Consider the following 17,532-nt stretch of genomic DNA (forward strand, 5'->3'; position numbering starts at 1 on the left):
TTTCTAATAGTACGGCTTTAACAGAAGGCGACTCTCCAACGCTTCCTGTACTCCGCCAAGCCAACAGCAGCAAAGCCCGTTAATTATAGACACAAAGTTTTAACAAGACATACAGCACTGCATACCTTTTTGGGCAAAAAGTTTGAAGAAAGCCTGTTCTATATGAAATTTAAGGAATATTTTCTTAAATTATTTTTGCGATTCATCACGCTTTTATAGCAGACAACATACGCAAACAGACTCCTAATGACTATTAGTCAGGCCAGTACCAGTTCGGCGTATCCAGCATCCCTTGACCTTGCACTTCCGTTTGACCGAGAACTTTCTCCAATTCAATAGCATGGCAATCAGAATGCTGATTCAGTGCGTTAATCAATCGGTTGGCATGGGAAATCACCCAGACCTGAGAATGCTGCGAAGCATGAGTGATTAAACGCGCTAATGCGGGTAAAAGATCGGGGTGAAGGCTGGTTTCTGGTTCGTTCAGTACCATAAGAGCAGGCGGACGTGGCGTAAGCAAAGCTGCTACCCAAAGCACGAAACGCAATGTGCCGTCTGAAAGTTCAGCGCCACTCAATGGGCGCAACAAACCTTTTTGGTAAAACTCAAGCGAGAAACGACCATCATCTTTAGTCACGACACGCAGCTTACAACCCGGAAATGCATCTTCAATAGCGCGATCCAACGCCTCCTTGTCACCGATTTCGATGATAGTTTGAAGCGCGGCTGCAACGTCTCTTCCGTCATGATGCAAAACGGTGGTTCTTGTTCCCAACTGCGGTTTTCTGGCAGGTGCGTCTGCATCCGTGCGGAAATGATCGTAAAAGCGCCAGCTTCGAATCATCTCTCGCGTGTGAAAAACTTCGGCAGCAGAACTTGGGTCTGAATGTGCATCAAACATGCTGTCATAACTGGGCACATGCTGAGAGGCGACCTCCCAACTGCGACCACTACGGATTCTGACCATACTCCCTTTACGCTCCACTAAACAGCTCGCAGGACGGTAATAAGGCCCATTAAAAATGCACTCACGCTTGATTTCGGGATCAAAACAGAATGCGCTTTGCTGCGGCTCAGGCAGGCCCAGTGAAATCGTGTAACCAAAGGTCTCGCTGGCAAAGCCCAGCTTCAGCCTGACTACATCCTTACGGGGGCCTCCCTGCACTTCCACATCACCACGACGCATCGCCTCAGATATCTCTTCCGGCCCCGCCCAAAAAGTGGATTGCAGTCCACCTTCCTCAGCAAGTGAATTAATCACTCCGCCGGATGCGGTTTTAGCCAGCAACCGAAGCGCCTTGTACAAGTTCGATTTGCCACTACCGTTGGGCCCGGTAATCAGATTTAACGGCCCAAGGGGGATAGTGAGAGACTGAATGGAACGGTAGTTAGCAATGGAAAGCGTGGTAAGCATGATGGGTCCTGAATAGTGTCCAGACGACGTAACATATCAATGTTATCAATCGCCTGTCACTCTTCATTTTTCCAGCTCATTAAACTCAAGCACAGTGCCATCAGGGTCGCGGATAAAGCAGGCCACACGTCTTTCCCCAATACGTATCGGCCCTTCCGTCACCTTGATATCTCTTCGCTTGCAGAAAGAGAGAAACGCAGACATTGAGTCAATCACATAAGCAATATGGGTAATGCCTGGAAACTTCGTGTCCGCATCCTGCAAAACATTATGCCCATGCAGCAATGAGGTATCGCCACTGAATATCAGATTAATACGCTGACCCTCGCTGTTTTTCATCTCACAAGCGTTGTGCTCAGGCAACATCAACACTTTGGTAAACCCAAGCATTTTGTAAAAAGACATCGATCTTTGAGCATTACAAACCCGAATCCCTACATGTTCTAAAGCCCTGATTTTCAGCTCCGCCGTCATCATTCAATGCCTGGCATGCTGATAAAGCGATCGAGCCCTTTGATAGCATTCATCCAACGGTTTACGTGCTCAAATTGCTCTCCACTCACGCCCCCTTGATGCATCAAAGCTATATAAGGAAAGCATGCGATATCTGCAATGGTCGGCGAGTCACCCACCAGCCAATCTTTATCTGATAGATGATCATCTAATATCTCAGCACACTGAAGCGCCTTAATTCTCGCGCTGTCCACTTCCAAATTAATGCCAAAAAGGTCATGCAATCTGGCATCATTTGGACCCCTTGCGATTTCGTTGGCAGCATATGATAACCACTGCATCACATCTCCCTGACTTTTGGCATTCTGAGGCCACCACGATAAAAGCTGATATTTTTGCGCGAGATAAATAAGAATTGCCTGAGAATCACGGACGATAAAACCATCGTCGTTCAGCACTGGAATTTGCCCTAAAGGGTTTATCTCCCAAAACGCATCCGTTTTGTGTTCACCTGCCATGTAATCAACGGCGTAGATAGATAATGGAATATCATTTAAAGCGCAAAACAAACGTACTTTGTAGCAGTTGCCGGAAAGTTCAAGATCATAGAGTTTCATATCCAAAGCTCCTTCCAATGGATGATTGAGGTTTCATCACTGTAAGTCGAAAATATGCCTTCGAACATGGAGGTTAGTGCAATGCAGGATTGCAAGAATGCGGACCCATTATGGAATGACCTAAAGATTTATAACGCCGTCGTCTGTGAGGGATCATTATCGGGAGCATCCCGACGCCTAAGTATCAGTCATTCCACAGTGTGTAGGAGAATTTCGCGTCTTGAGGATATTGTCGGGGTCCCATTAATCCGCCGACGCTCAAATGGCATCGCATTCACCAAAGATGGCGAGCAACTTGGTGGTTTTGTCAGGGAAATGGACGATCGCGCCAATGACATCATGTTTTGGATTAAGCAAAAGAAAGACGACCTCGCTGGCGTCCTATCACTCAGTTGCTGCGATATCGCGTTACAAAGCCTGTCACGAATTGTAGGAGACCTTTCCGTCTCCAACCCTGGCATTCAGTTCGATATTAAAGTCAGCGCCATGAATGCAGATTTACGACTTGCCAGCACAGATCTTGCCATTCGTGCAACGACCTCCCCCGATGAGTCTCTTGTTGGCGTCAAACTCAGCCATTTTCAGTTTCAGTTGGCGAAATGTGCAGGGGCTAGCTCTCCTCCTCATGCAAACTGGATTTGCCTGAATGATGCTTTTTCCCACCTTCCTGCTGAACGCTGGCTGGGCGAGCAAAAATCAGAGAGTCAAAGCCAAATCAAAGTCGACAGCTATATGAGCGCCGCAGAGTTGATTCGCACAGGGACAGGTATTGGCTTATTGCCGGATTTTGTGGTGGAAAACGATCCCTACCTTGAAACCATTGAAGTAGAACAAACGCTACCCAATTGGGACTTGTGGTTGGTTTATCACCGCTCTCAAATCAACAACGGTCTGGTAAAAGCATTTACTAATCACCTCAAAAGTCATTGGTCTGACAATCAAGCTTTGCCTTTACCTCCCACCGATATTTCCTGGCAAAAGTGAATTGCCCTCTCATTCTTTGTTCAAACTGGACGGCGGCCCTCACACTAGGCTCAATGGATAGGAGGTTGAGACAAGTCCTCACCTATTGTTAACAGACATGGATTGTTTTCAGGGATGGAAAACATGAAAAGGGAAATACTCAAAGCGCTCGAAGATATTGTCGGCAACGAACATGTGATTGCTGATGAAGAAACCATGCGTCCCTATGAATGTGATGGCCTCTCGGTCTACACCGAAATGCCAGCGTGTGTCGTGCTTCCTGCATCGACAGAAGAAGTCACGGCAGTCATGTCACTTTGTCATCAGAAAAACATAAGCGTCGTTGCCCGGGGAGCAGGAACAGGCCTTTCTGCCGGCGCTTTGCCGTTAAATAATGGCTTACTCCTTTCCCTTGCCAGACTCAACCGTATATTGGATATCGACAAAGAGACCGCGCTAGCTGTGGTTCAACCCGGTGTCCGCAATCTCGCGATCACAGAACAAGCGAGTCGTGAAGGCTTGTATTACGCGCCTGATCCTTCTTCCCAGATCGCTTGCTCAATTGGCGGTAACGTCGCTGAAAACGCAGGCGGTGTGCATTGCCTGAAATATGGTCTCACTGTCCATAATGTCGTGTCAGCCGTGGTCGTCACCGCCGAAGGAGAGAAATTGATCTTAGGCGGAGCAGCTTATGATTTGCCGGGGTTTGACCTTCTGGCATTGATGACTGGCTCAGAAGGCATGCTGGGCATCATCACTGAAATCACTGTTCGCTTGCTTCCTATTCCGGAAGTGGCGCGAGTGATTCTTGCCGGATTTGATTCCGTAGAGAACGCAGCAAATGCAGTGAACGATATCATCGCCAACGGCATCATTCCCGCTGGCCTCGAAATGATGGATGCCTATGCCATTGCTGCCGCGGAGGACTTTGCCAAAGCGGGTTATCCTAAAGAGGCTGATGCCCTGCTGCTTTGTGAGCTTGATGGCAGTGAACAAGATGTTAATCATCAGCTTTTACAAACTCAGCAAATATTGCAGCAGGCAGGTGCAACAACTCTCAAGGTTTCGGAAAGCGAAGATGAACGGGCGAGAATGTGGAAAGGTCGCAAATCTGCTTTCCCCGCCGTCGGACGAATATCACCGGATTATTACTGTATGGATGGCACCATTCCAAGAAGTGAACTTGCCATCGTACTCAATCAAATTCACCAGCTTTCAAGATTCTACGGCCTGCGTGTTGCTAACGTTTTCCATGCAGGAGACGGTAACCTTCACCCTCTTATTTTGTTTGATGCAAACGTACAAGGTGAACTGGAAAAGACCGAAGAGTTCGGCGCGGAAATTCTCAAAATCTGCGTCGAGGCAGGAGGGTGCATTACTGGTGAGCATGGTGTGGGCGTCGAAAAAATCAACCAGATGCACCACCAATTCAATGATGCTGAACTGGCGCAGTTCCATCGCGTAAAATCAGCCTGGGACTCGGAAGGATTGCTCAATCCCGGAAAAGGGATTCCCGAGCCGAAGCATTGTCAGGAACACAAAACGCTTATCCACTCTCACAAAACGGAGGGGAGCTCAAATGGCTGATATCACCTCCAACTTGATCGAACAAGTCCACGATGCCATTGCTGATAAATCGGCCCTGAATTTGATTGGTGGCAATACCAAACACTTCATCGGCCGCCAACCTGTCGGTCAGGCAGTTTCCCTAAAAGGGCATACCGGCATTATTTCTTATCGCCCGACTGAGCTGGTAATCACTGCCCGTGCGGGTACGACCATCGCTGAAATTCAAGCACTGCTGGCGAATAACAACCAGACTCTGGTCGGCGAACCACCTGCCTTCAACGGGAAAGCCACGCTGGGAGGTTCTGTTGCTGCGGGCATCAGCGGCGCATCACGCCCATTTTGGGGTTCGCTACGCGATGCAATATTGGGAGTAAAGCTCATCAATGGATATGGCGAGCTTCTTCAATTCGGTGGCCAAGTGATGAAAAACGTCGCAGGTTACGATGTTTCCAGACTTCAGTCCGGCGCCTTTGGGGCTTTTGGCATCATCACAGAAGTCAGTCTTCGTGTTCGTCCAAAGTCAGAAAGCACGGCTACGTTAGTGTTTGAGTTAGATGCGTCAGATGCCATAAAAGAAATGCGTCATCTCTCTGTTTCCGCCCACCCTATCTCTGCATGCGCTTGGTGTTCAGGCCAATTGTTTGTTCGGCTATCTGGTAGTCAGTCTGCAGTCAAAAACAGTGAAGATACATTGGGTGGAGAACGTTTGGAGAATCAGGATTTATTCTGGCGATCAATAAGGAACTTCCGCCATCCGTTTTTTGCTAACACCGCACAACCCCTCTATCGCCTCTCTGTATCTCCAGCAGCTCCACATTTTGAAAGCTTGGGTGAAGAGACCTTGATCGACTGGGCAGGTGGCATTAGGTGGGTCTATTCGGACCAACCACTCTCCACCCTCGCCAATCTTGCTGCCTTGCAAGGAGGACACGCGACTTGCTATCGACCCATTGACCGCATCGAAGAGTGTTTTCATCCACAGCCAGCTGCGGCCAAATGCATTCACCAGAACCTCAAAACGGCTTTTGACCCACACTGTCTTTTTAATTCCGGGCGCATGTATTCCTGGTTAGGACGAGATGAGACTCAGGGAGGCAATAGCTAATGAAAACATCATTGAAAGATGAATTTTTGAGCACGCTGGATGGCAAAAAGGCCGAAGAAATCCTGCGCCGATGTGTTCACTGTGGGTTCTGCAATGCCACCTGCCCAACCTACCAAGAACTCAGCGATGAACGGGATGGGCCTCGCGGGCGGATTTACCTGATTAAACAAATGCTGGAAAACGGTGAAGCGACCGAGAAAACCCGTAAACATCTCGACCGCTGTCTGACTTGTCGAAGCTGCGAAACGACTTGTCCATCAGGTGTTGAATACAGCCAGCTTTTGGATATTGGCAGGCAACACATCGAGAAACATGTACCGCGCTCATTACCTGACAGAATACTGCGTTACGGCGTCACACGAATCCTACCCAATGCTTCATGGAACAAGGTGATGTTCAGGCTGGCACGACAATTTACGTTTCTGATGCCAGACACCTTCCGTGAGCAGATTCCGCCAGAGCAAAGGTCAAAATCCTACCCACAGAAAAACCAAAACACGCGCACCATGATTGCATTCAGAGGCTGTGTGCAGCAAACCGCTACGCCCAATACTGTCAAAGCTGCCAAAGCGGTGTTAAGTCATTTAGGGATTGAGCTCGTTGAGGTGAATCAAGAAGGCTGCTGTGGTGCAATCAATCTCCACCTTTCCGAGCATGAACGCGCTGTTCAACAAGCCAAGCGAAACATCGATGCATGGTGGCGTTATCTCGAACACGGCGCGGAAGCCATTGTGATGTCTGCGTCAGGTTGTGGTGTCACCATCAAAGAATATCCAAAGCTTTTAGTCGAGTCCCCCTACTATCGCGAACGGGCTTTAGCCATCGCAGAAATAGCCAAAGATCTTAGTGAAATCCTGCTTGCGGAAGATCTCAGTCAGTTGCCTCTCAAACCCAGCGATGAGCAAATTGCCGTTCACTGCCCCTGCACCCTCCAGCACGGCATGAAAAACAAAGAAGTGTATTACGAAGTGTTGAAGCGCCTGAATGTCGTCCAAGCCAGTACGTCAGAAGATCACCTTTGTTGTGGTTCGGCTGGCACATACTCCCTGTTCCAACCAGAGCTCAGTCAGCAATTGTTAAAGCGCAAAGTCGAAGCGCTCAGTGAAGGGAGTCCTGAAGGGATTGTGACAGCCAATATTGGTTGTCAATTGCACTTAGGCTCGAAAGCCCAAGTGCCAGTGAAACATTGGATTGAGTTGATTGCGGAACGATTGGAAGGATAAGCGCCTAAATCCAGCGTCTTACCTTGGTCATGTATTCAGTAAAAGCATCCGGGAATTGACCCGTCAGGTATTCCTCTTCCGGCTCTATCTGAAAACGGTTCATGTATAACACAAACGCAAGACAGCCCAACGCAGTGAACAGATTCGCCCAATAAAAAATGCCCCCAACTAACGCCAGCAACATACCAAGATACATAGGGTTTCGGGTAATCTTGTAAATACCGCCAGAAACAAGGGCGGTCGCTTCAGTCGTCAGCATCGGGTTCACCGTCGTTTTATGGCGACGAAACTCGACCACACCGCTCACAGCGACAAACGCACCAATAGCGACAAATAACAACGGCAAACCAGAAGGAAGGGAAACTAGCCACTCGCTGGCAGGGGTAAACAGGGAAATGACCTTCATTAATGCGAGTACCAGTGCGACAACAATGACAGGGGGGATTTTGAGTTTAAGGCTATTCATGACATCTTATCCGTGGGCTAATTTCATCAGCTCATACTAACGCTTTGTGTCGCCCATCGCGCTCCTACCAGACATTAACCTGCTGAAATAAATCTGCTGACGCGAGGTAACTCAAGTGTTTGGATTCACATAATAAAAAAGAGTGAAGAAAAGCGCCAGAATGAAGTTCACCTGCCAAAGTCCGTTTCCCCAGAACGTCAACGGCTCTTTAGACCATATCCGCAATGACAATACGAACATCTCTCCTTTTACCGTGACAACAAGCAATGCGGCAAGATAGGTTTTGATAAAACTCGCCACACCCAGACGGGCGCAACACAGAAGCTTCTCCACCCCCATCACATTCATAGTATTGGCAGGTAGATATCAGTGATCATTTCGCGCTCGGGCACTTCTGGGAACAAGTTGACCCGCTCAAAGAACACTGGAAAATCACGCAGCTTCTCACCGGACTTTTCCAGCCACGGGGAATAAAGGTAACGAACAGCAACACCGATGGCATCAGTGCTGCCAATAAACCGAAGCTTTGCGCATCGGCCGCCTTCAATAGTTTTCACTTTGATGCGCGGGTCAGATAAATCCGTATTACCGCGAAACTCACAACCAATGTCGAACCGAAAAGACGGATCAACCACTTCATCCGGATCATCGTATATTAAGTTGAACGTGCGATACTTGGATGGTGGTAACTGATTGGCGCGTCGCCATTCAATCAGCTCCCCCACCGTTCCTCCTAATTGGTTGGGACGCTCACGGTGTTCCATCGTAGCGATGCTGATACTCTGAAATTCCACAATCTCTACATCAAAGTCAGCACCATTCATATACACCTCATTCCGTACCCGAACAATGGCATCAAAGTGAGTCTCCCACGACGCCCAGTCTGGATCCTGCCTGAAAGCTGAAGGGGAAACACCAAACACTTTCCTGAACGCGCGGGAGAAAGATTCGCTGTTTTCGTAGTTACAATCGAGAGCAATATCAGTCACAGAGATATCAGGGCGATAGACCAACTGATAGGAGGCTTTTTTCAGGCGAAGCAACCTGACGTAAGTGGCAACATTGACGCCATAGCGGATGGAAAACTGACGGTGGAAATGGAACTTGGATAAGCATGCAACGCCGGAGAGTGCATCTAAATCAATGTCGCTATCAAGGTTGAGTTCAATGAATTCGCGTGCTCTTTCCAGTTTTTCTGCTAAGTGATGCATCTTGTTATGTTTGCCGTTTCGTCCATGTTCAGTGTCATTCTGAGTCTGCCATTTGCACGGCAATTCAGTCAGACCAAATTATCCTGAAACCGAAAATAAAACATGACCAAAATTGCTGAGCTTCGATCCAAACTGGGCTTTATCAAGGGCCGGAAATAGAAAGAGCAGAGTCTCCCCTGCTCTTGTCGCACTATTTCAGATGTTTCTCAATGGCTGCTTCTGCACAGGCAACATCAAGATGACCGCCAGGTGCACCGCCAACACCGATCCCTCCAATGATCATATCTTTCTCTTTCAGCGGAATACCACCAGCCAAAAGCAGAAGATTCTCATCCATATATTGAAGTGGCTGCAGAATCGGTTTGTCATTGATAGTTTTCATCAGATCCGCAGTTGGGCGTTTCATGCTGACGGATGTGAACGCTTTCTGGCGAGAGCTCTCCAATGTATGCGTTCCTGCATTGTTATCACGAACCTGAGCTAACACTCTTCCTGCAGGATCAACAACAGTTGCCGTCACCGCGTAGCCGTCTTTCTTGCACTGGCTCATCGCTTCCACTGCAAGGTTAAAAGCAACGGAAGAAGAAAGTTCCGATTTCTGAATGCTGATGTCTTTTGCCATTGTGCCAAAGGAAGTAAAACAGGTGGCGCCAACAACAAGTGCTAAATGTTTCATTGATAGTTTCATGAGCATTTTCCTTTCTGTTCGTCCTAATGTGATATACCCAAACGACCTGAAGATGCTCGCATTCAGAGGTCATCAATGCGTTCAATTCGAGGCAAATTTCGCGAGGAATAGTCATTCTATTTCCGTGGAATTTAACGAAGAAGTGGGCGCATTGAGGCCCTCCCTTCGGGCGAGTTGACTGACCCCGTGCTCTTTGTTGTTCCTTTTTGATGGAGGTGGCTACACCAGCAAAGGAACGCCGCGATCACAACGCCAGTCAATCTCGCTGAATCACGCATTTTCAGGTTGTTTGGGTATAAACAAGGTACCCAGAACCCAATTACCCAAAACTTTCCAAACCATTACATACTTGTAATGAAAGCCAATTCACCGACACGCTCTGATAAATTAAAACAAAGACAAAAACGGGGTCATGGATTGAATTTATTAATCGTCGAAGATGACGCACATATACAGCAGTTTCTCCAGCAAGGATTTGAACAGGAAGGATGCTCAACCACGCTGGCAAAAACGGGTGTAGAAGGTCTTCACTACGCCACTCAAGATCACTACGACGTGGTGATTTTGGATTTGATGCTGCCTGAAATGGATGGCATGACATTGCTTCGCCAACTTCGCGGGCAAGGCCACCACGTACCCGTGATCATTCTCAGTGCTAAACACTCGGTTCAGGAACGTGTAACTGGACTGCAATGCGGAGCTGATGACTATCTCGTCAAACCCTTCGCATTTACTGAGCTTATGGCGCGATGCCAGTCTATTTCGCGCCGGGGAGCCCGAGAACCCACCTCCTCCACATCATTGAGCTTTGATGAACTCAGCCTTGATTTAATTCGACGCGAACTGGTCAGGGGTGATGAACGTATATCCCTCAATAAAAGGGAATTTGCACTCGCAGAGCTTTTTCTCAGAAACCCGGAAAAAGTGATGTCGAAAACTGCCATTCTTGAACAAGTGTGGGGTTACCAGTTTGATCCCCAGACTAACGTGGTAGATGTGCTTGTTTGCCGACTGCGAAATAAAGTGGACAAGTCATTTTCCCATTCGCTGATACATACCATACGGGGAGTCGGTTATGTCCTCAGAAAAGAGTGTTAGCCAATCACTCTCCAAAACGCAGCGCCATCTGTTCATGCGTTTTGTTCTGGTGCTTGCGCTATGTTTGGTCGTGGTGCAAATCACTATTGCAGTGATGTTAGTTTACGGCTCTCACCGCAACGACGTAAAACTACTCAGTTCGATGCAGGCCGAGTATCAGCGAATTATCACCTTCAATGATGATGATAAATTTCTCCATGTCATCACCTCCAATCCTCAGCGACTGGAAGAAAACCAAATCGCCATTTTCTGGCAACCCGAGAACCAGCAAGAAGCAAAAAGAATTGGTGGTTTTAATCTGGAATCACCGCTCGCGCCCTTGGACACGTTCTTAGCCAACGAACGAAGCTGGATAGCCCAAATCACCAGCACGCCATTTATCTCCCTACCCATGCAGGCAAACACAGGAACCTATTGGATGGTGCAGCCAACATTGGTCCATTTCCCAACGGTGTTGAGTGAATGGACAAGAATTGGCATGGCGCTCGCTCTCTTGGCCGTCATCTGCGCGGGTTTTGTCTGGAAGTTGATCCACTTAACCCTCGCGCCGCTTTTCACCCTGGCTAATCAATTAGATGAAGCCAGTACAGCCTCACTGGACACTTTATACATTGCCTTTAATGTGTCAGCCGGTAACCAGTCAGGTCAGTTATCAGCGATGAGCCAAAGCATTAACAAACTGCTGACCCGGCTAAGTATGGTTATTGAAAGTATGGAAAACACACTTCATGCGATAGCACATGACCTGAGAACGCCTCTCTCTCGTATTCGACTCTCCGCAGAAAGTACGCTTATCAGTGTCAAGCCCAAAACGGAAACTGAAGAAGCATTAAAATCGGCATTGGCAGACTGTCTTGAATCCTCAGAAATTGCCAGCCAAATGCTGACCACGCTAATGAAAATCAATGATGAAGCCGCAGGTAGAAGTTTACCGACATTTCACCACATCGACGTTAAAAGAACCTTAGAAAAAGTGGCTGAGTGGTACGAAGAAGCGGCGGAGGAAAAATCAGTCACGCTCAGTGTTGAATGCAAACAGGGTCAACAGCTGGTGAGTGACGAAAGCAAATTGATTCAGGTTCTCGTAAACCTTATCGACAATGCCATCAAGTTCACGCCGGAAGGAGGAAACGTCGTGCTGGCATATGGAAAAGACGACGAATCTACTCGTATTACGGTAAGTGATACAGGAATGGGGATCGCAGAGGAACATCAGTCACTGATTTTCTCACGTCTGTTCAGAACAGAACAAAGCCGTTCGACTGAAGGTTATGGACTCGGGCTGTCATTGGCTAAAGCAATCACAACGACGATTCAGGGAGATCTGAGTGTTTCCTCAGAATTGGGGAAAGGCAGTATTTTCACGCTCAGCTTTCCACAAAAAAGAGCAGCCTAAGCTGCTCTTTTCTTCAAACTACTCTTTCGTGAGTCAAGCAAGGACACCCTCACCCTTTTCGTTCATTGACTCCTGATGGATAGCCATCAGTTTCTTCGAAGACTCGCTGATCATTTTCACTGGTACGGTAGCAAAATAAACCGAAGCCAGAATCACCATCATTGGGTCGGCATACACCGCATATTCTTCCAGACCGCTCATCATCAAACCGGCGGCCACCAAGAAACCCAACAACACGGCAGCACTGATCACTGTATCCATCAGCCATTGGCTTGATTCTGCTTTCAGAATCGCTGAAGGACGTTTACCGGATTGTTTACGAACCGCCATGTAGGTTGCCAGACAACCCACCACGTTGATCACACCAAACACCAGCGCGAAACCTGCGTTCACTTCACGGCCACCGTCGAACATGGCCTGCATTGCTGAAGCGAATGACACCAGACAAACAATACCCACCACAAGACCTTTAATCAGAACCACCAGCGATTCAATCACTGCGGCCTTGCGTGCAGAAACTGGCTGCTCATTTTTACCTGATTTCTTCACAGGCTTACGAATGTACATGGTTGCTGCAAGCGCCATCAGAGAAAGAGCCAGACTGACAAGAGAGTAAGCGCCGTCGAACACAATAACCATAGATCCCGCCCAGACGCCCAGGCCGATACCCATCGCCGCAAAACCTAAACAAGCAAGGGTAGAAAACTTCAATAAGTTACGTTCTTTCGTATATTCACAAGACATAAATCCCCACAAAGTGACAAAAATTTTGACAGTAGCGAGAATAACCAAACCACCTCTTACCATTTAGCGCAGTTCTTATTGGCCTAAAACAGCCGTTTATATGAGGTAATTTGGGTATTCCTTAACGCTCTGGAAACACAATAACCGCTTTGGACAAAATCAAAGAGTTGCTGAGCGACAACTTTTTCGTCACCAGGTCTTTTCACTGAAATATTTAGGCGTAGAATCAATTTCCACAGGATTGATGAAACGGTATGCAGATATGCGTAGTAGCCAAATAGAAATGTTTCTGACAGCGGTAGAAGAAGGCTCGATTGCCGGCGCTGCCCGTGAACTCGATAAAAGCCGTACCACAGTGAGTGCAGCGATCAGCGCATTGGAAGACAGCTTAGGCGTGGAATTGCTTTCCAGATCTGGCAACAGCGTGAAACTCACAGATGTGGGCCGCATGGTACATGACGATTGTGAACGCATGTTGCAAGCCGCCGTGGATATCGAGGCCAAATGTCGACAATTCGAAAGCGGTATTGAATCTGCACTTCGCATTGGTCGTGACGACGCTCTGCCTGAATCTTTTTGGCGCTCCACCATGCGCGAAATCCAGCAGCAATTCCCTGATTCCAGCGTTTCAATTTACGTAGCTCCGCCGCCAGAGCTTTACGAAATGGTCGATGAAAACATGGTGGATGTCGCCTTTGGCCTCTTGCCTGAAACCCGCGCGTTCGGTCGAATCAATTCAAAAAAGCTCGGTCAGGTCCGCATGATGTCTGTGGTACGAAAAGATCATCCACTGGCGTCTATGAAACGTATTCAACGTGCAGATCTCGAACGCTACACCGAAATCACCCTTGCTTACGTGGATGATGAAGGCCTGAAAGCGCTTGATCCAATCTCACCCCACTACATCGCGTTGCCTTTTTACGAGCACCTCCGCGATGCAGTTTTGGACGGTTCAGGTTGGTCAAATGTGCCATCTATGCTGTTGAGGAAGTATCTTCGTAGTGGCACCTTGCAGGTCATGCGCCACTCCAACGCGATGCAATGGCAACCTTATGGTGAAATCACCGCCATGGATGCACGTGGTGGCGCACTCACAGCATGGCTTTCAGATAGACTGGAAAACTTCCTTGTCGCTGACGCTGAGTAAATAATCAACAAACGCGCGAATCACTCGCGATTTTAGTTGCCCGATAAGGTATCGCAGCTAATATCAACCAATTAAACAGGAGGACAGTACCAAGCATGTCAAACGCATACCCGATCGGAACACCAGGTCAACCTTGGGGCAAAGAAGAAAGAACTCAGTGGCTGCACACCGTCAGCATTAAACGCAGCTATCAGGAAGAAGTGCTGAGCAAAATCAACGCGCTGAAAGACCGTTTTGATGTCGAGCAATATGGCGCACTTTCATACAACGCAGCACGTTACCCGCAGTTCGGTATTCGTAGCCGCAATTTCGATGCTTCCAAACCAACCATTCTGATCACAGGTGGCGTTCATGGTTACGAAACCAGCGGTGTTCATGGTGCACTGAAGTTTCTTGATACAGAAGCGCTAAACTACACAGAGCATTTCAACCTGGTAGTAGCTCCTTGTGTCAGCCCTTGGGGTTACGAAACCATCAACCGATGGAACCCCCAAACCGTCGACCCTAACCGCTCATTCTATGAAAACAGCCCTTCAGAAGAAGCGGCCAATGTGATGGCTTGGGTAAAAGGCCTGGGTGTTGAAATCTTCACCCATATTGACCTGCACGAAACCACCGACACCGACGAATCTGAATTCCGCCCTGCACTGGCAGCTCGCGACGGCAAAGAATACGAGCCAGATACGGTGCCAGACGGTTTCTACACTGTTGGTGATACTGACATGCCCAACACTGAATTCCAGACCGCAATCATTAATGAAGTGCGCAAAGTCACTCACATTGCGCCAGCCGACGAAAACGGCAACATCATTGGAACACCGGTTGAGCAGGAAGGCGTAATTAATTACCCAACTAAGAAATTGGGCTTGTGTAGTGGCTTCACCAATTGCCAATACGGTACGACCACAGAAGTGTACCCAGACAGCCCGAAAGTGACCGACGAAGAATGTAACGACGCGCAGGTTGCTGCTGTTCGCGGCGCATTGAACTACCTGCTTTCTGTTCAATAACAGACACTTCTAACGCACTTCATAATCGCACTCCTTCAATATTGAAGGGGTGTGCTCTTGCCAATGAGACGGCACAGCTATAAATCTTCTCGCTACACTGCCATTTTACCCAAGGATGGTGGTGAAAATGCCCAAGAACAAAAATACGTCTAAAATCATTCACTTTATGGAAAACTGCGTGCTGGTACTGATTGTGATCGCCACAATCTATGCCATTGGCGAGGAAATCCATTTAGTCATCGTTAACCGCACCGTATCAGTCGGCGATCTTCTGCTGATGTTCATCTACCTCGAAGTGCTTGCCATGGTGCATAGCTTCTTCGAATCAGGGAAAGTACCCGTCCGCATGCCCCTCTATATCGGGATAGTTGCACTGGCGCGTTACCTTATCCTCGACATGAAAAACATGGATGATTGGCGGATCCTCTCCATCACAATTGCAGGTCTTATCCTCGCGATCACCGTGTTTGTCATCCGAATCGGCCATATCAAATTCCCCTACCCCAAAGTACCGGGTGGTGAGGAGTAGAAAAACGCCTTTTCTGATCGAGTTCGCTCGCATAGCCACTAGGCCGTATTGAAACCTTTATGTGGCTATGCATAACTGATTTTTCTTAATCCACGCTAGGGGCTGTTGACCTTTGGTGATGATTTTTGCAGCAGTTTGTGGGGATTTTATGCACGGCAGAGGCTTCGATGTGTAGCTAGCCTACATGAGAAGCCGATAACGCAGCAGAAATTCACCACAAACGCTGCCCGAAGGGTTCTGCCCTAAGCGTTTTATGCTTTGTTGAGGTGTATTTGCTTAGAATAACTAGGCGGCACACACCTCGCCGCGCCTAAAACGCTTATGGCTAGAACAAAATTTAACCACCAAAAGTCAACAGCCCCTATCCACTCAACAAGGCTAAATAAAAGAAAAATCATTGATGAATGTTTTGGTAAGGAATGCATCGCTCCAGGATGTCAGTAACATTGCCCAAATCCATGTTGACGCATGGATACAGACTTATGAAGGACTCATTCCTGAAGACTACATAAAAGCCCAAACACTCGAAAAGCGTGAAGCCTTATGGCGTAAAATCATCAGCAAAAATCTCGCACATGTCCTCGTCGCCGAGCAAAACCACAGCTTGATTGGTTTCGCGAGTTTTGGACAAGATGTTGATTCACCAACGCCAAATAGCTACGAATTAACAAGCATCTATTTATTGCCACAGGCCACAGGCCGGGGCGTAGGAAAAGCGCTCTATAGTGAGTGCGAGAAAAGGCTTCAGCATCTTCAAGCTGAGTCGGTTTCACTATGGGTATTGGATACAAACCATCGAGCAATCAACTTTTACAACAAGCTTGGTTTTGAAGCGACAGGGAAATCCAACAAGGAACGCAGCGGGAATATCACACTGAATGATTTAGAAATGGTCAAACGGCTAGATATCTCTTGAGAAATTCGTTGCAAAGCCCTGAGCCAAAAGGAAATGTAATGCAAATTAACCTCCGCAAAGCCACTGAATCTGACATGGATTTTCTTTTCGAACTCAGAGACTTGACGATGCGAAAGTACCTCGAACAAGTCGGTATGCCAACGTCCAGAGAGAATTACGAAGCACGGATTCGCTACCAGTTCGACTGCGCACAAATCATCGAGTTTTCAGGCAAGCGGATAGGATTGCTGAAAGCGACTTATTCCCCCGAGGAGAATATTTGGAAACTGGTTCAAATTCAGATTCACCCTGACTATCAAGGCAGAGGTATTGGGGAACGTATAATTAAAAACCTGTTGGGTGTTGTTAAAGAAACCAATGCGACTGTCCAATTGAGTGTTATCAAAAGCAATCCAGCACAACAACTCTACTCAAAGCTTGGCTTTATTCGTGCTGATGAACTTGAACAAGAATTCATAATGATATGTAAGCCATAATTCGTGCTTAATTCTTTATTAGCGCCTTTTATTTACCTAGCCACACAAACTAACCAACTCGAATTTGAAGCGCCTTCTGAATTTAAGCTTATAATTCTTTTATACACTTGACTTCCACCTCAAAAATATCCACCAAATTATTCACCCAATCAAAGTGATGCCCCTCATTTACTGTATGGAATAGTAGGCAAAAACTTAACTGAACTAGCGGAAGGAAAAGCCAACTACTACAGGACATTATCTCTAGATAGACTCTATGGCGACAAGAATCCGAGCATCAATGAGTCATGAAACCATTTAATTCAACTGCTTATATAGACAATCAAGTATAAGCCCCCTTTGATTAAAATAAGTTATCACCGTCAATTAGAATAATTTTCCACCTTTAAAAGTTTAAAAACCATAATTTACAACCCAATGCTTTATTAGTGAAACACCGATGAGTTTAAACCTCGTTCTCAAATTAAAAACAAGATTTTTTCACTTCGATTGTTAATTTAAACCCTC

General features: G+C 47.4%; 19 protein-coding genes. 11 read left to right on the top strand and 8 right to left on the bottom strand.

Features of this window, described 5'->3' with window-relative positions; genetic code table 11:
* Positions 1-253: 253 nt before the first annotated feature.
* From GCE9029_RS15895 to GCE9029_RS15905, 3 genes are all read right to left on the bottom strand, one after another.
* Positions 254-1,414 carry an AAA family ATPase gene (locus tag GCE9029_RS15895; protein WP_062664648.1) on the bottom strand — a complete coding sequence of 387 codons (1,161 nt, stop codon included), beginning with the start codon at positions 1,412-1,414 and terminating at the stop codon, positions 254-256.
* A 63-nt stretch (positions 1,415-1,477) separates the two neighbouring features.
* Complete coding sequence (locus GCE9029_RS15900; protein ID WP_306455700.1) at positions 1,478-1,891, bottom strand: VOC family protein; 414 nt, start codon at positions 1,889-1,891, stop codon at positions 1,478-1,480.
* Entirely contained in the window at positions 1,888-2,484 is a 597-nt protein-coding gene (locus GCE9029_RS15905; RefSeq protein ID WP_062664652.1) for a glutathione S-transferase family protein, read from the bottom strand. The genes GCE9029_RS15900 and GCE9029_RS15905 overlap by 4 nt, the downstream gene beginning before the upstream one ends.
* A gap of 81 nt (positions 2,485-2,565) precedes the next feature.
* Between GCE9029_RS15905 and GCE9029_RS15910 the strand changes: the two genes are divergently transcribed.
* The 4 genes from GCE9029_RS15910 (at position 2,566) to glcF (ending at position 7,344) form a co-directional block, all read left to right on the top strand.
* Entirely contained in the window at positions 2,566-3,468 is a 903-nt protein-coding gene (locus GCE9029_RS15910) for a LysR family transcriptional regulator (protein ID WP_231870122.1), read from the top strand.
* Between the two features lie 123 nt (positions 3,469-3,591).
* The gene (locus GCE9029_RS15915) at positions 3,592-5,034 is read left to right on the top strand and encodes an FAD-linked oxidase C-terminal domain-containing protein (protein WP_062665722.1); all 1,443 of its coding nucleotides are present in this window, start codon (positions 3,592-3,594) and stop codon (positions 5,032-5,034) included.
* The gene (glcE, locus tag GCE9029_RS15920; protein WP_062664654.1) at positions 5,027-6,121 is read left to right on the top strand and encodes a glycolate oxidase subunit GlcE; all 1,095 of its coding nucleotides are present in this window, start codon (positions 5,027-5,029) and stop codon (positions 6,119-6,121) included. The genes GCE9029_RS15915 and glcE overlap by 8 nt, the downstream gene beginning before the upstream one ends.
* Entirely contained in the window at positions 6,121-7,344 is a 1,224-nt protein-coding gene (glcF, locus tag GCE9029_RS15925) for a glycolate oxidase subunit GlcF (protein ID WP_062664656.1), read from the top strand. Before glcE ends, glcF begins: the two co-directional genes overlap by 1 nt.
* Before the next feature lie 4 nt (positions 7,345-7,348).
* Here the strand turns inward: glcF and GCE9029_RS15930 are convergent, their stop codons facing one another.
* The 4 genes from GCE9029_RS15930 to GCE9029_RS15945 form a co-directional block, all read right to left on the bottom strand.
* A complete protein-coding gene (locus GCE9029_RS15930) occupies positions 7,349-7,810 on the bottom strand; it encodes a methyltransferase family protein (RefSeq protein ID WP_062664658.1) in 462 nt (153 codons plus the stop codon).
* Positions 7,811-7,921: 111 nt separating this feature from the next.
* Entirely contained in the window at positions 7,922-8,158 is a 237-nt protein-coding gene (locus tag GCE9029_RS15935; RefSeq protein ID WP_231870123.1) for a hypothetical protein, read from the bottom strand.
* Positions 8,155-9,021, bottom strand: a complete 867-nt coding sequence (locus tag GCE9029_RS15940; RefSeq protein WP_062664660.1) for an AraC family transcriptional regulator — start codon at positions 9,019-9,021, stop codon at positions 8,155-8,157. The genes GCE9029_RS15935 and GCE9029_RS15940 overlap by 4 nt, the downstream gene beginning before the upstream one ends.
* Positions 9,022-9,211: 190 nt before the next feature.
* The gene (locus GCE9029_RS15945) at positions 9,212-9,697 is read right to left on the bottom strand and encodes a GlcG/HbpS family heme-binding protein (protein ID WP_062665726.1); all 486 of its coding nucleotides are present in this window, start codon (positions 9,695-9,697) and stop codon (positions 9,212-9,214) included.
* A gap of 429 nt (positions 9,698-10,126) precedes the next feature.
* Here GCE9029_RS15945 and GCE9029_RS15950 point away from each other — a divergent pair, with 429 nt between their 5' ends.
* Both GCE9029_RS15950 and GCE9029_RS15955 read left to right on the top strand, forming a co-directional pair.
* A complete protein-coding gene (locus GCE9029_RS15950) occupies positions 10,127-10,807 on the top strand; it encodes a response regulator transcription factor (RefSeq protein ID WP_062665728.1) in 681 nt (226 codons plus the stop codon).
* The gene (locus GCE9029_RS15955; protein WP_062664662.1) at positions 10,785-12,203 is read left to right on the top strand and encodes a sensor histidine kinase; all 1,419 of its coding nucleotides are present in this window, start codon (positions 10,785-10,787) and stop codon (positions 12,201-12,203) included. The genes GCE9029_RS15950 and GCE9029_RS15955 overlap by 23 nt, the downstream gene beginning before the upstream one ends.
* 33 nt (positions 12,204-12,236) lie before the next feature.
* Here GCE9029_RS15955 and GCE9029_RS15960 read toward each other — a convergent pair whose 3' ends face one another.
* Complete coding sequence (locus GCE9029_RS15960) at positions 12,237-12,947, bottom strand: cation efflux transmembrane domain-containing protein (protein WP_062665730.1); 711 nt, start codon at positions 12,945-12,947, stop codon at positions 12,237-12,239.
* A gap of 262 nt (positions 12,948-13,209) precedes the next feature.
* Between GCE9029_RS15960 and GCE9029_RS15965 the strand changes: the two genes are divergently transcribed.
* The 5 genes from GCE9029_RS15965 (at position 13,210) to GCE9029_RS15985 (ending at position 17,025) form a co-directional block, all read left to right on the top strand.
* On the top strand, positions 13,210-14,094 hold the full coding sequence (locus GCE9029_RS15965; protein ID WP_062664664.1) for a LysR family transcriptional regulator: 885 nt from the start codon (positions 13,210-13,212) through the stop codon (positions 14,092-14,094).
* Positions 14,095-14,189: 95 nt separating this feature from the next.
* A complete protein-coding gene (locus GCE9029_RS15970; protein ID WP_062664665.1) occupies positions 14,190-15,104 on the top strand; it encodes a M14 family metallopeptidase in 915 nt (304 codons plus the stop codon).
* Positions 15,105-15,231: 127 nt separating this feature from the next.
* A complete protein-coding gene (locus tag GCE9029_RS15975; protein WP_062664667.1) occupies positions 15,232-15,633 on the top strand; it encodes a phosphate-starvation-inducible protein PsiE in 402 nt (133 codons plus the stop codon).
* 400 nt (positions 15,634-16,033) lie between these two features.
* A complete protein-coding gene (locus GCE9029_RS15980) occupies positions 16,034-16,549 on the top strand; it encodes a GNAT family N-acetyltransferase (protein ID WP_062664669.1) in 516 nt (171 codons plus the stop codon).
* A gap of 38 nt (positions 16,550-16,587) precedes the next feature.
* Positions 16,588-17,025, top strand: coding sequence for a GNAT family N-acetyltransferase (locus GCE9029_RS15985; RefSeq protein ID WP_062664670.1), 438 nt, complete (start codon positions 16,588-16,590; stop codon positions 17,023-17,025).
* Positions 17,026-17,532 lie beyond the last annotated feature (507 nt).

Source organism: Grimontia celer, from assembly GCF_900055185.1.
In the GTDB taxonomy this organism is placed as follows: domain Bacteria; phylum Pseudomonadota; class Gammaproteobacteria; order Enterobacterales; family Vibrionaceae; genus Enterovibrio; species Enterovibrio celer.